Here is a 13587-nt window from a genome sequence, read left to right on the forward strand (position 1 = left end):
GTACGCCCAGTACCGGGATGACCCTCCGCCTTGCGATCGCACGCACCAGACGCCGCGAGGCCGCCCTCCGGGCGAACGACGCGAGTTTGACGACATGGCCTAGGAGTTCCGGCCGGGCCGGCGCGACCCCCTTCCGCTCCGCACCCGGCGTACCCGTCTCGCACCGCGGGTGGCAGCGCTTCGTCCCTGGGATCTGGAGACGTCCCGGGGGCGAAGCGCTGCCGGGCGTGGGTCAGGAGTGGTCCCCGCCGGTGCGGCGGCGCACCTTGTAGTACGCGGTGCCGATGGTGCCCAGGATCAGGGCGCCGCCGAGGGCGATCTCGTGCGCGTCGAAGCCGCCGAGGCTGCCGCCGGTGCCGGCCTTGACGCCTTTGTGGACGCCGTGGTCCGGGCGGTGGGTGTTGTGGTCGGGGTGGTGGCTGTTGTTGTCGGGGCGGCCGGTGGCGATGGTGAGGTCGGTCTTGTCGCTACCGGGGTTGCTGCCGTTGCAGGTGAACGTCACCTCGTACATCGCGCCCGGTTTGGCGTCCCAGAACACCTGAGCGGTGGCGGACTTCTGCCCCTTGGGGATGGTGGTGTCGTCGAAGACGCCGGAGGTGACCTTGGTTTCGCCGTCGCAGCCGTCGACGTTCAGGGTGATCTGACCGCCCGCGGCGATCGTGGTGGGCGTGATGCTGAAGCCGAACGCGGTCACGTTCTCCTCGTCGACGACGGCCGCGGCTGCGGTCGGGACCGTCACGGCAAGCGCGGAAGCGGTGAGCAGTGCGGCCGAAGCGACGCGTATCGCGCGCATGATGTTCCTCCGGGTCCTCCGAGGAGCAGCTGCGGACTCTTCTTCCGCTGACGCCTGAAATGCACCTCGATGACCGAAACGCTAGGTACGGACGCGGGGCGCCGCGATCCGTGTCGCGCGAACGGGGCAATCGTGTGGGCCGGTCAGGCGAACGGGGCGGCGTGGCGGGCCGGGTGGCGGCCGGGGGTGTGCGAGGGCGAGAGCGCGTCCTGAGGGAGGGGGTGCGCGAGCACTACGGCGTCAGGCCGGTGTGCGACGCCAGCCACGGGAGCTGCTTCTCCAGACCCGGGCGCCAGACCTGCCAGCTGTGTCCGCCCGGCAGCTGGACGAGCTCGGCCTTCATCCCGGCCTTCTTCGCCGCCGCGTACACCGTGAGCGCCTGCGGGCGGTACGTCGAGTCGTCGGTCCCCGCGACGAACGCCCCGGCCGTGTCAGGGAACTTCTCCCGCGCCATCACGTCCACCGGGTTGACCTTCTCGAACGCCGCCTCGTCCCCGCCGAACGCCGCGTCCACCGTCTTCTTGCGGCTCCCGAGCGTCGGCTCGTCCTGGCCGGAGATGTCCAGGAAGGTGCCGTAGCGCCGCGGCGCGTTGACCGCCAGCTGCAGGGCGCAGGTGCCGCCGTTGGAGAGGCCGGAGACCGCCCAGTGCGCCCGGCCCGTGGCCGTCTGCAGATGGCCGGCCGCCCAGTCCGGGACGTCCTCGGCGAGATACGTCTGCACCTTGCCGAGCCGGGAGTCCATGCACAGCGGATTGTCGAAGGAGGAGCCCAGCGGGTCGACCACCAGGACGACCGGCGCGAGACCGGCGTGCCGGGCGGCGAAGTCGTCCATCATGTCGGGCAGCTGACCCGAAGTGATCCAGTCCTGCGGGGCGCCCGGCTGCCCGGCCATCAGGACGAGCACGGGCAGCAGCGGGCGGGGCGAGGCACGGTAGGCCGGGGGCAGGTAGACGTAGGCGTCGCGGGCCTTGAACCCCGACTTCGTGCCCGGAATCGAGGCGGTCGACACGGTGCCCTTGGCGGGCAGCCCGGCCGGTGCCTTCCAGACTTCGGAGAGCGCCTTGCCGCCGGGCACGTCGAGCGTCGGTTCCTTCTTGCCCGTGGCGTCCTTGAGGCTGACGGTGTCCTGGGGGCCGAGCATGGTCCGCGGGGTCGGGTAGTTGTCGTAGTGGATGTTCACCTCGGAGAGCCCGAGGACGACGACGAGGAGCCCCGAAAGCAGGGCGCCCGCGCGGCCGCGCCAGCGCAGTGTCGCCAGCCGGCAGAGGGCGAGGCACACCCCGAGGACGGCGACGCCGATCCACACCACCACGTCGCCGGGGAGTTTGTCGGGGAAGGGCTGCCACCAGTCGTCGACGGTGACCTTGACCAGGAGGGTCAGGAGCGCCGCCGTGACCACGGCGAGCGGGAGCAGCCGGGTCCACCAGCGGCGGTCGCGGGAGAGGAGCAGGGCGGCGAGGGCCAGGCAGCCGAGGATCCGTACGACGAGCGGGACCGCCCCGTCGACCAGTGACCAGTCCAGCGGCCCGGCGGCCATCGGCACCCGCTCCACGCGTGTCCCCGTTCCGTTCGGTTCCGTGTGACACGGCCCCGGGGGCCGGCCAGCAGGCCGGCCCCCGGGGGAGGTGTCCAGGCGAGCGGGCCGCTCTGCCTTGAGCTACAGCCCCACGCAGTGGAGCTGGGTGGACTTGAACGCACCATCTGCCCGCTCACGAAAACCATAACAATGGGGTCGAGTCTGGCAAATCGGATGGCTGGGTCCGGCCCGTGTGCCCTCAGGCGCCGGTCCACGCGTGCGCCGCACCGCGCCACTCGACGAGGTGCGGGTCGTCGAGCGCGATGTCGGCCTCGCCGAGGCCCGCGCGCCGTAGGAGCTCCGCCAGGTCCCCGTCGCTGTGGGCGACGCCGACGTCCTGCCCGCGCACGGTGACCCGCCGTCCGCCGTCGGCGGCGGGCGGGTGGACGACGATCGGTGACTGCCAGGGCATGACACAAGGGTGCGCTGTACGGGGGCGCGGCGCAGCGCGGTTCACGGCCAAGGCGGAACCGAGACGGGCTCAGGTGAGCTGAACGGGCTTCCCGCGCCCCGGGACGGTCCGGGTCAGCCTCCCAGTCCGGGGAACAGCGCGCGGAAGGGTTCCGCTGTTGCCGCGATGCCGCGGCTGTAGGGCGCGTCGAAGTCCCAGATGAGGAAGAGCAGGAAGGCGAACAGGGCGGAGAAGATGCCCGCGAGGACCAGTTCGCGCGCGGTGCGGCGGATCTGCAGGGCGAAGATCATGCCGATGGTGATGAGCCCTCCGATGATGAGGCCGAACCAGACCACGCCGGGCATGGTCGCCCCCGTACTGTCCGCGCGGGCGCCGCGCGCATCGTCCGCGGCCGCCACCGCGTCGACCAGTGGCTGATAGGCCTGGGCCTCGAAGTCCGACTTCGGCTCGTAGTCGGTCACGTCGTGCCGGACACGGGCCAGCAACTCGGCGCCCCGGTCGGTGAGTTCACCCTTGTCCTTCATCGAGTCCCACTCGGTGGTGACGACATGGCTGGCATAGGCGTGGACATCGGCGCGGATCCGTTCCCGGACGTCCTCGGGGTAGACCCGCGCCCGCTCCGAGACCTCGTGCAGCGCCTGGGCCTCGAGCCGCACGTGCTCCTGGGCGGCGCCCCGCGCCTCCCAGACGCCCGCGATGGCAAGGCCGAGGACGATGGCGTAGACGACGCCGATCATCATCGTCATGTACTCGATGACGTCCGGGGTCTCGGACGCGTCGTAGTCCGCGCCGGTCCTGCGGTGCCGCAGCAGCGTCACGATGAGGACGACAGCGCAGGCAGCGGCCATCGCGAGGGTGAGAACAAGCCATTCCGACATGGAAACCTCCGGCGGTCAGCGCGGGCGGAGCGCGGCGACGGCGAGCACCGCGGGCGCCGTGATGAGCAGGGTGAGCGAGACGAGGGACGGTCCGCCGCGCGGCGGCTGCCTGCGCGACTGGGCGTGATACGCCGGATAGGACACGGACGAGGGCGACGGGGTGGGCCGGGGGGTGACGGAAGGCTTCGGCTTCTTCGGTTTCGGCTCGGGGGCCGGTGCGGGGGGCGGTGCCGGTGGTGGTGGCGTCGCGGGCCGGACGGGTGGCGCGGGCGCGGGAGGCGGCTCCGGGGCGGGAGGCGGCTCCGGAGCAGGCGGGGGTTCCGGCGCCGGCGGTGGTGGCGGTGGGGGAGGCGGCGGCGGAGCCGGGCGTGGCGGTGGGGGCGGAGGTTTTGGGTGGTGCGTGGGTCCGGCGTGGCAGTCGCCGTCGCCCGCGACGGCCACCGCGCCATCGCCCGAAGTGCCGCCGTCCTGACTGATCGAGGCGTACGCGCAGTCGTCGGCGGAGGCCGCGCCGACGGCCGACGAGGCGCCGAGCAGCAAGGCCAGCGCGATGAACGCCAACACGCGTATGGCCAAGGGTGACAAGGCCCGTGAAGTTCCGTGCACGACGGGGAGCATGAGCCGTACACACGCCTGCCACGCCGGAGAGGCCCGGGAATGACCCGAAGGGAGGATCTGCCCGGCCGGGGGTTCGACGGCGTGGTCTGCCGGTTCGAGGTTTCGACGGCGCGATCTGCCCGCTTGGGGGTTCGACGCCGCGCGGTTCTCTCCCGGCGGCCGAGCCCGCCCGGCAAAGAATCTTGCGGCGCGGGTGAACGCGACGGGCGCTCCCGCCCGTACCTAGGGCCATGTGTGACGCAATCGGGCGCCACAACACCTCTGTGGACAGTGGGAGTCAAGGATGCTGCATCCAAGTGGGGTTTCCCCCCGGGCCTGGCGGAGCGCCTCGCTCGTAGCGACAGCTGCGGCCCTGCTGGCGCTGACGACGGCGTGCGGCCAGGAGAAGGGCGACCAGTCACCGAACGGGCAGAACGTGGGCAACCAGGCGCCCGCGAAGGACGGCGACTACGGATCGGACGACGGCTACGGGTCGGACTCCGGCGCCGCGGACAAGGGTGCGGACACCAAGGCGAAGCCCGCGGGGCAGCTCGCGGTCTGGGACAGCAAGAAGCTCGGCAAGGTCGTCACCGACAGCAAGGGCTTCACCCTCTACCGCTTCGACAAGGACACCGCCCAGCCGCCCAAGTCCAACTGCGACGCGGCCTGTCTGAAGACCTGGCCCGCTGTCGTCGCCGACGGCGCCAAGGCCGCGCCGGGCGTCGACGAGTCCCTGCTCGGCGAGGTCACCGCCGCCGACGGCACCAAGCAGCTGACCGTCGACGGCTGGCCGATGTACCGGTACGCGCAGGACGCCGAGCCAGGCGACGCCAAGGGGCAGGGCGTGGGCGGGACTTGGTACGCCGCGGCCCCCGACGGCAAGAAGGCGGCGCCCGCGCAGGCCGGTACGGCCCCCGTGGACCGGGCAGGCCTGTCCACCCGCAAGGACCCGAAGCTCGGTGAGATCGTCGTCGACAAGAACGGCATGACGGTCTACCGCTTCACCAAGGACTCGGCCTGGCCGATGAAGTCGGCATGCACCGGCGCCTGCCTCGACAAGTGGCCCGTTGTGGCGCCGGTGGCCAAGAACGACACTCGAGGAATCCTCAAGAAGGGCTTCATCGTCTTCAACCGGCCCGACGGCGCGAAGCAGCAGACGATCAACTGCTGGCCGCTGTACACCTTCGCCGGCGACAAGAAGCCCGGCGACACCAACGGCCAAGGCGTGGGCGGCACTTGGTATGCCGCGAGCCCGCAGGGGAAGCCGGTGGGCGCCGCGAAGTAGCCCGTACGGCGTTCGGACAGACCGGCCCGTCCCCTCCCATATCACAGGGAGGGGACGGGCCGGTCCGTGATGTGGCACAAGGCACTTGCCAAAGGCAGTGACCGAGAACGGACGACCAATTTCCGTTTTGACTCGCTCCCTTGGCGGACGATCAGTAGCCTCACCCTCGAACGCCGGATCGCCTGCGCCACCCCCTACGCCTTGGAGTCTTGATGGAGCGTCCCGCCTGGGCCCCGCTCGGCATCGACATCTCGATGCCCAGCGTGTCCCGCATCTACGACTACTACCTCGGCGGCTCGCACAACTTCGAGGTGGACCGGGAGGCGGCCCGCCGGGCGATGGACTCCATGCCGGGCCTGCCGAAGGTCATGCAGGCGAACCGGGCCTTCATGCGGCGTGCGGTGCGCCACGCCGTCGAACAGGGCGTCACGCAGTTCCTCGACATCGGCTCCGGCATCCCGACGTTCGGCAACGTCCACGAGGTGGCGCGGCAGGCGAGCCCCGAGGCCCGCATCGTCTACGTGGACCACGACCCGGTCGCTGTGGCGCACAGCCAGGCCGTGCTCGAAGGCATTGAGGGGACCGCGGCCGTCGCCGGGGACCTGCGCAAGCCCCGGGACATTCTGGGAAGTTCGGAAGTCGCCTCGGTCCTCGACCTGGACCGCCCGGTCGCCCTGCTCCTCGTCGCCGTACTGCACTTCGTCGAGGACGCGTACGATCCTTACGCGGCGGTCGCCGAGCTGCGGGACGCAACCGCGCCCGGCAGCCTCGTGATCGTCAGCCACGCCTCGTACGAAGGGATCCCGGTCCCCCCCGAACAGGCCAGCCGGACGGTCGGTGTATACAAGGACATCCGCAATCCACTGATCATGCGCTCGCGCGACGAGGTCGCGCGGTTCTTCGAGGGATACGACATGGTGGAACCCGGTCTGGTGCCGATGCCGCACTGGCGGCCCGACACCGCGCCCGAGGAGGAGGAGCCCTACGCCTTCTCGGGATTCGCCGGCGTGGGACGGAAGCGTTGAGCGGCGAGCAGGACGGACCCGAGGGAAGAATCCGCCGGTTCGCCACCATCTGGAGCCGCGCGATCTTTCCCGTGACGGCGACCTCGCTGACCCGCCCCGAGTTCGAGCAGCAACTGGTGCCGCTCGCCCGGCGGTTGTGCGACGTGCTGCGGGCACGCGTATTCGACGCGGCGGAGAGCCGGTCCGTCGGCGCCGCGCTGATCGGCACCCACTGCACGGACCCCGAGGCGCTCAGCCGCACGCTCGACTGCGTCGACGCCTATCTGGTCCTGTACTGCGGCGGTGACGGCCCGCAGGAAGCGCTGCGCGCCCGCTCCGCGCGCATCCAGCACGCGATGGCCGCCGGTTTCGCCGAGGCCCTGCGCGAGCGCACCCTCGCTGAGCAGGAGGCGATCTCCCGGGCCGCGCTGAGCGCGCGCAGCGCCGTCGCCGAGGCCCTGCACGCCAGCGAGGCGCGGTTCCGTGCCGTCTTCCACGGCGCCGCGATCGGCATCGGCATCGCGGCCCTCGACGGCACGGTCCTGGAGGTCAACGACGCGCTGATCCGCATGTTCGGCGGCCTGGAACACCAGCTGCGCGGGCGCAACGTGGGGGAGTGGACGCACCCCGACGACTCGCCCCACGTCTGGAAGCTGTACGAGGAACTGGTCCGCGGCGACCGTGAGCACTACCGCGTCGAGAAGGCCTTCTACCGCCCCGACGGCACGGTCCTGTGGACCAACCTGACCGTCTCCCTGCTGCGCGACGCGGACGGCATGCCGCAGTACCAGCTGGCGCTGATGGAGGACACCACCGAGCGCCGGCTGCTCAACCTCCGCCTGCGGTACGAGGCCACACACGACGCGCTCACCGGGCTGCCCAACCGCACCCTGTTCTTCGAGCGCCTGGAGAAGGCCCTCGCGGCGGGCACCACCGCCCGGTTCGGCCTCTGCTATCTCGACCTCGACGGCTTCAAGACCGTCAACGACAGCCTCGGGCACGCGGCCGGCGACCGGCTCCTCGTCGAGGTCGCCGACCGGCTGCAGTCCTGTGCGACCGCCCCCGGCGAGATGGTGGCCCGGCTCGGCGGCGACGAGTTCGTGGCGCTCACCACCGGCCCCGACACCGAGACGGAGGTGGACGAGCTCGCGGGCCGCATCATGAACGCGCTCGCCGCCCCGATCCGCGTCGACGGACGCGAGCTGACCGTGCGCGGCAGCATCGGCATCGTGGAGGGCCCGGCGGGCGAGCGCGGCGCCGCCGAGGTCCTGCGCAGCGCCGACATCACGATGTACCGCGCCAAGTCCGCGGGCGGCAACCGGTACGAGCTCGCCGACCCCGAGGCCGACGCCCGCGCCATCACCCGGCACGGCCTGACCACCGCGCTGCCCGCCGCCCTGGAGCGCGGCGAGTTCTTCATCGAGTACCAGCCGCTGGTGCGCCTCCGCGACGGCAGCGTGCGCGGCGCCGAGGCCCTGGTGCGGTGGCTGCACCCGCAGCACGGCGTCATCGGCCCGGACCGCTTCATCCCGCTCGCCGAGCACACCGGCCTGATCGTGCCGCTCGGCCGCTGGGTCCTGGAGGAGTCCGTGCGCCAGGCCCGCCGGTGGGAGGCCCGGCACACCGACGCGGGACCGCTGCGCGTCAACGTCAACCTCTCGCCCATGCAGCTCACCCACCCGGGGCTGGTCTCCGACACGGTCGACATCCTGGAGCGCGAGGGCCTGGAGCCGGGCGCGCTCTGCCTGGAGGTCACCGAGTCCGCGCTGATAGGTGCCGACGACGACCTGCTCAAGCCGCTGCGCAGGCTCGCCGAGATGGGCGTCGACATCGCACTCGACGACTTCGGCACGGGGTACTCCAACCTCGCCAATCTGCGACGCCTGCCGGTGAGCGTGCTCAAGCTGGACCGCTCGTTCACCCAGGGCATGCAGCACTTCCCCGCGGACCCCGTCGACCTGAAGATCGTCGAGGGGATCGTCGCGCTCGCCCACAGCCTCGACCTCGCGGTCACCGTCGAGGGCGTCGAGACGGGCGCGCAGGCGGATCAGCTGCGGGAGCTCGGCTGCGACACGGCGCAGGGCTGGTACTACGCCCGGCCAGGACCGCCGGACCAGCTGCACGAACTGGCGCTCGCGGACGCGATCAGCTGAGGGCGCGCGACGCGGGGCGGGACGTCATCCGCCGATGGCGCGAGGGACCCGACGTGCGGCAGGGCCACGAGGTGCGGGGCGGTGCGGGCGGCGGGACCCTGGAAGGGAGGAAGTGAGTCCCATGAGGGTCATGCTGAGAGCACGTCTGGACACGCAGGCCGCGAACGAGGCAATCAAGAGCGGAGCCCTGCCGAAGATGATGGGGGCGTTGACGGAGCGGCTCCAGCCGGAGGCCGCCTACTTCGGTCCGGCCGACGGCGGCCGCTGTTGCACGTTCGTCTTCGACCTGAAGGACCCGTCGGAGCTGCCGTCCATCACCGAGCCGCTCTTCGGCGAGGTCGGCGCGGAGATCGAGATCTGTCCGGTCATGAACGCGGACGACCTGAACAAGGGCCTGGCGGCGCTGGGCCGCTGACCCGGCACGCGAGACCCGCGGCCGGACCGCCTCGCTCCTCGAAGCGGTCCCGACCGGTGGCGCCTCCGCATGCCCTCACCGCGTCAGCAGCATCCGCTGGAATTCACGTGCCGCGCGCGGCGGCGCCACGTCGCTGCGGTGGGCGAGTGCGATCGTGCGGTGCAGGCTCGGGCGGGCCAGGGGCGTCATCCGCAGGCCGGCGCCCGAGCGCTCCGCGACCATGCGGGGGACCACCGCCACCCCGATGCCCGCGCGCACGAAGCCGAGCACCGCGTCCATCTCGCCGCCCTCCACCGCGAACTCGGGCTCGAAGCCCTCGGCCCGGCAGGCGCTGACGGTGAGTTCTCGCAGGTCGTAGCCGTGCCGGAACATCACGAGGCGCTCGCCCTGCAGATCCGCGATCCGTACCGAGCGCCCCAGATTCCGTGCTTCCGGTGCGGACACCACGACCAGGTCCTCGCGCAGCAGCTCGACGGTGGTCAGGGCCGGCGAGGGGCTGGGCAGCGGGAGCACGACCAGCGCCAGGTCCAGCGCGCCGCGCGCCAGTTCGCGGACGAGGTCGTGGGAGCCGCCCTCCTCGATGAGGAGCTGGATCCCGGGGTGGCGGTCGTGGAAGGCGCGGAGCACGTCGGGGAGCAGCCCCGTGCACACGCTCGGGGTCGCGCCCAGGCGGATGCGGCCGCGGCGCAGCTGCGCCAGTTCCTGCACCTCGATCCGGGCGGTGTCCGCGTCGGCGAGGATCCGGCGGGCCAGCGGCAGCAGCGCCTCGCCCGCGTCGGTCAGGGTGATGTTGCCCCGCGCCCGGCTGAACAGCTCCGCGCCCAGCTCCTTCTCCAGGGCCCGGATCTGCTGGGAGAGGGAGGGCTGGGAGACGTGCACATCCTCCGCGGCGCGGGTGAAGTGCCGGGCCTCGGCGACCGCGACGAAATACTGCAGCTGCTGGAATTGCATGGCCGAACGATACGCCGTCGATAGGCTCAGGCTATGGAGATGAGCTGAACCATCTCTTGGACCGATCGGGACTTTCGGCCGTAGCGTCTCTGACATGGCTCTGGCAACGCGGACGGACAAACGGCCGTCCATGACCCGCACGCTGTGGGACTCGACCATCGGCAAGAAGGCGGTCATGGCGGTGAGCGGCCTGATCATGCTGCTCTACCTCATCGCGCACATGATCGGGAATCTGAAGATCTTCTTCGGTCCCGCCGAGATGAACCACTACGCGCACTGGCTCCGCACCGTCGGCGAGCCCTTCATGCACTACGAGTGGACGCTCTGGCTCATCCGCGTGGTGCTCGTCGCCGCGGTCGTCGCGCACGCCACCTCCGCGTACCAGCTGAGCCGCCGCGACATCCGGGCGCGCCCCACGAAGTACGTGCACAAGAAGCGCGAGGCGAGCTTCGCCACCCGCACCATGCGCTGGGGCGGCATCATCATCGCCCTGTTCATCATCTGGCACATCCTCGACCTGACGACGGGCACCGTGCACCCGGGCGGCTACGAGCACCTGCACCCGTACCAGAACATCATCGACACCTTCTCGACCTGGTACGGCAACGTCGTCTACATCGTCGCCGTGGTCGCCGTCGGCTTCCACGTGCGGCACGGGCTGTGGAGCGCGGCCCAGACCCTGGGCGTGGGCACCGCCACCCGCGACCGCGTCCTGGGGCTCCTCGCCAACGGCATCGCCGTGGTGCTGACCCTCGGCTTCGTCTCCGTACCCGTGGCCGTCATGACCGGACTGGTGAGCTGACCCATGAACTACTCCAGTGAGTACTCCGCGTACGCGACCGGTGAGCCGCTCGTCGACGACAAGGCCCCCTCCGGGCCCATCGCCGAGCGCTGGGACACCCGCCGCTTCCAGGCGAAGCTGGTCAACCCCGCCAACCGCCGCAAGCACACCGTGATCGTCGTCGGCACCGGTCTGGCCGGCGGCTCCGCCGGGGCCACCCTCGCCGAACAGGGCTACCACGTCGTGCAGTTCTGCTACCAGGACTCGCCGCGCCGCGCCCACTCGATCGCCGCGCAGGGCGGCATCAACGCCGCGAAGAACTACCGCAACGACGGCGACTCCATCCACCGCCTCTTCTACGACACCGTCAAGGGCGGCGACTTCCGCGCCCGCGAGTCCAACGTGCACCGCCTCGCGCAGATCTCCGTCGAGATCATCGACCAGTGCGTCGCCCAGGGCGTGCCGTTCGCCCGCGAGTACGGCGGACTCCTCGACACCCGCTCCTTCGGCGGCGTGCAGGTCTCCAGGACGTTCTACGCGCGCGGCCAGACGGGACAGCAGCTCCTGCTCGGCGCCTACCAGGCACTCAGCCGCCAGATCGCCGCGGGCAACGTGGAGATGCACCCCCGTACCGAGATGCTCGACGTCATCGTGGTCGACGGGCGGGCCCGGGGCATCGTCGCCCGTGACCTGGTCACGGGCAAGATCGACACCTACTTCGCCGACGCGGTGGTCCTCGCGTCCGGCGGCTACGGCAACGTCTTCTACCTGTCGACCAACGCCATGAACTCCAACGCCACAGCCATCTGGCGGGCCCACCGGCGCGGCGCGTACTTCGCCAACCCCTGCTTCACGCAGATCCACCCCACCTGCATCCCGCGCACCGGCGACCACCAGTCCAAGCTGACGCTGATGAGCGAGTCGCTGCGCAACGACGGCCGGATCTGGGTGCCCAAGGCCAAGGGCGACGACCGCCCGGCGAACCAGATCCCCGAGGACGAGCGCGACTACTACCTGGAGCGCATCTACCCCTCCTTCGGCAACCTCGTGCCCCGCGACATCGCCTCACGCGCCGCCAAGAACGTGTGCGACGAGGGCAGGGGAGTGGGCCCCGGCGGTCAGGGCGTCTACCTCGACTTCGCCGACGCCATCCAGCGCATGGGCAAGAAGAGCGTCGAGGAGAAGTACGGCAACCTCTTCGACATGTACGAGCGGATCACCGCGGAGAACCCGTACGAGGTGCCGATGCGGATCTACCCCGCCGTGCACTACACGATGGGCGGTCTCTGGGTCGACTACGACCTGCAGACCACCGTCCCCGGGCTCTTCGCGGTCGGCGAGGCCAACTTCTCCGACCACGGCGCCAACCGGCTCGGCGCGAGCGCCCTCATGCAGGGCCTCGCCGACGGCTACTTCGTCCTGCCGTCCACCATCAACGACTACCTCGCGCGCCACCCGCACAAGGACGAGGTGGGCGACGACCACCCCGCGGTGCAGGAGGTGCTCGCCGAGACCGAGGACCGCCTCAACCTGCTCCTGTCCGTCGACGGCGACCGCACCCCCGACTCCTTCCACCGCGAACTCGGCGAAGTCATGTGGGAGTTCTGCGGCATGGCCCGCACGGAGAGCGGGCTGCGCAAGGCCCTGGAGCGCATCCCGCAGATCCGCGAGGAGTTCTGGCGCCGCATCAAGGTGCCGGGCACCGGCGAGGAGTTCAACCAGTCCCTGGAGAAGGCCAACCGCATCGTCGACTACCTCGAACTCGCCGAGCTGATGTGCCTCGACGCCCTGCACCGCGCCGAGTCCTGCGGCGGCCACTTCCGCGAGGAGTCCCAGACCCCCGACGGCGAGGCCGCCCGCGTCGACGAGGAGTTCTCCTACGCGGCCGCCTGGGAGTTCACCGACACCGGCGCCGCACCCGTCCTTCATAAAGAAGACCTCGTCTTCGAGTACGTCCACCCCACTCAGCGGAGCTACGCATGAAGCTCACCCTGCGCGTCTGGCGCCAGAAGAACGCCGACGCCGACGGCGCGATGTCCACGTACGAAGTGGACGGCATCTCCCGCGACATGTCCTTCCTGGAGATGCTCGACACCCTCAACGAAGAGCTCATCCTCAAGGGCGACGACCCGGTCGCCTTCGACCACGACTGCCGCGAGGGCATCTGCGGAGCCTGCTCACTCGTCATCAACGGTGACGCGCACGGCCCCGAGCGCACCACCACCTGCCAGCTCCACATGCGGTCCTTCGAGGACGGCGACACCATCGACATCGAGCCGTGGCGTGCCGCCGCCTTCCCGGTCGTCAAGGACCTGGTGGTCGACCGCTCCGCCTTCGACCGGATCATCCAGTCCGGCGGCTACATCAGCGCCCCGACCGGCGCGGCGCCCGAGGCGCACGCCACGCCCGTGCCCAAGCCCGAGGCCGACTCGGCGTTCGAGCACGCCGAGTGCATCGGCTGCGGGGCGTGCGTGGCCGCCTGCCCGAACGGCTCGGCGATGCTGTTCACCTCGGCCAAGGTCAACCACCTCAACGTCCTGCCGCAGGGCGCGCCCGAGCGGGAGACGCGGGTCCTCGACATGGTCACGCAGATGGACGCGGAGGGCTTCGGCGGCTGCACGCTGACCGGCGAGTGCGCGACGGCCTGCCCGAAGGGCATTCCCCTTCCCTCCATCGCGGCCATGAACAAGGAATGGCTGCGGGCCACCCGGAAGGTGAGCCGGGCCTGAACCGTCCGCCGAC

13 protein-coding genes are annotated in these 13587 nt (G+C 70.9%); 7 read left to right on the top strand and 6 right to left on the bottom strand.

Annotated features, from left to right (window positions below; translation table 11 throughout):
- Positions 1 to 232: 232 nt before the first annotated feature.
- The 5 genes from ACFVYL_RS14270 to ACFVYL_RS14290 all read right to left on the bottom strand — a co-directional run bounded on the left by ACFVYL_RS14270 (position 233) and on the right by ACFVYL_RS14290 (position 3803).
- Complete coding sequence (locus ACFVYL_RS14270) at positions 233 to 793, bottom strand: hypothetical protein (protein ID WP_389715429.1); 561 nt, start codon at positions 791 to 793, stop codon at positions 233 to 235.
- Positions 794 to 1025: 232 nt separating this feature from the next.
- Positions 1026 to 2330 (bottom strand): alpha/beta hydrolase, encoded by a 1305-nt coding sequence (locus tag ACFVYL_RS14275; protein ID WP_389715430.1) that lies wholly within the window; start codon positions 2328 to 2330, stop codon positions 1026 to 1028.
- A 238-nt stretch (positions 2331 to 2568) separates the two neighbouring features.
- Positions 2569 to 2781 (bottom strand): hypothetical protein, encoded by a 213-nt coding sequence (locus ACFVYL_RS14280; RefSeq protein ID WP_389715432.1) that lies wholly within the window; start codon positions 2779 to 2781, stop codon positions 2569 to 2571.
- 113 nt (positions 2782 to 2894) lie between these two features.
- On the bottom strand, positions 2895 to 3659 hold the full coding sequence (locus ACFVYL_RS14285; protein WP_389715433.1) for a hypothetical protein: 765 nt from the start codon (positions 3657 to 3659) through the stop codon (positions 2895 to 2897).
- Between the two features lie 15 nt (positions 3660 to 3674).
- Entirely contained in the window at positions 3675 to 3803 is a 129-nt protein-coding gene (locus ACFVYL_RS14290) for a hypothetical protein (RefSeq protein ID WP_389715434.1), read from the bottom strand.
- Between the two features lie 757 nt (positions 3804 to 4560).
- On the opposite strand from ACFVYL_RS14290, the gene ACFVYL_RS14295 reads away from it, so the two are divergent.
- From ACFVYL_RS14295 to ACFVYL_RS14310, 4 genes are all read left to right on the top strand, one after another.
- Positions 4561 to 5541 (top strand): SCO0930 family lipoprotein, encoded by a 981-nt coding sequence (locus ACFVYL_RS14295; RefSeq protein ID WP_389715436.1) that lies wholly within the window; start codon positions 4561 to 4563, stop codon positions 5539 to 5541.
- 212 nt (positions 5542 to 5753) lie between these two features.
- Positions 5754 to 6566: an SAM-dependent methyltransferase gene (locus tag ACFVYL_RS14300; RefSeq protein WP_389715437.1), complete on the top strand. Its 813-nt coding sequence runs from the start codon at positions 5754 to 5756 to the stop codon at positions 6564 to 6566.
- On the top strand, positions 6563 to 8698 hold the full coding sequence (locus ACFVYL_RS14305) for a putative bifunctional diguanylate cyclase/phosphodiesterase (RefSeq protein WP_389715438.1): 2136 nt from the start codon (positions 6563 to 6565) through the stop codon (positions 8696 to 8698). The genes ACFVYL_RS14300 and ACFVYL_RS14305 overlap by 4 nt, the downstream gene beginning before the upstream one ends.
- 130 nt (positions 8699 to 8828) lie before the next feature.
- Positions 8829 to 9113, top strand: a complete 285-nt coding sequence (locus ACFVYL_RS14310; protein WP_389715439.1) for a hypothetical protein — start codon at positions 8829 to 8831, stop codon at positions 9111 to 9113.
- 75 nt (positions 9114 to 9188) lie between these two features.
- Here the strand turns inward: ACFVYL_RS14310 and ACFVYL_RS14315 are convergent, their stop codons facing one another.
- The gene (locus ACFVYL_RS14315) at positions 9189 to 10064 is read right to left on the bottom strand and encodes a LysR family transcriptional regulator (RefSeq protein ID WP_389715440.1); all 876 of its coding nucleotides are present in this window, start codon (positions 10062 to 10064) and stop codon (positions 9189 to 9191) included.
- 94 nt (positions 10065 to 10158) lie between these two features.
- On the opposite strand from ACFVYL_RS14315, the gene ACFVYL_RS14320 reads away from it, so the two are divergent.
- Genes ACFVYL_RS14320 through ACFVYL_RS14330 form a run of 3 tightly spaced genes read left to right on the top strand, consistent with a single transcriptional unit; the run spans position 10159 to position 13574 of the window.
- The gene (locus ACFVYL_RS14320) at positions 10159 to 10866 is read left to right on the top strand and encodes a succinate dehydrogenase (RefSeq protein WP_389715441.1); all 708 of its coding nucleotides are present in this window, start codon (positions 10159 to 10161) and stop codon (positions 10864 to 10866) included.
- Positions 10867 to 10869: 3 nt separating this feature from the next.
- Positions 10870 to 12828 (top strand): fumarate reductase/succinate dehydrogenase flavoprotein subunit, encoded by a 1959-nt coding sequence (locus ACFVYL_RS14325; protein ID WP_389715442.1) that lies wholly within the window; start codon positions 10870 to 10872, stop codon positions 12826 to 12828.
- On the top strand, positions 12825 to 13574 hold the full coding sequence (locus tag ACFVYL_RS14330) for a succinate dehydrogenase/fumarate reductase iron-sulfur subunit (RefSeq protein ID WP_389715443.1): 750 nt from the start codon (positions 12825 to 12827) through the stop codon (positions 13572 to 13574). Before ACFVYL_RS14325 ends, ACFVYL_RS14330 begins: the two co-directional genes overlap by 4 nt.
- Positions 13575 to 13587 lie beyond the last annotated feature (13 nt).

This window comes from Streptomyces sp. NPDC058308 (assembly GCF_042880275.1).
Classification (GTDB): Bacteria; Actinomycetota; Actinomycetes; order Streptomycetales; family Streptomycetaceae; genus Streptomyces.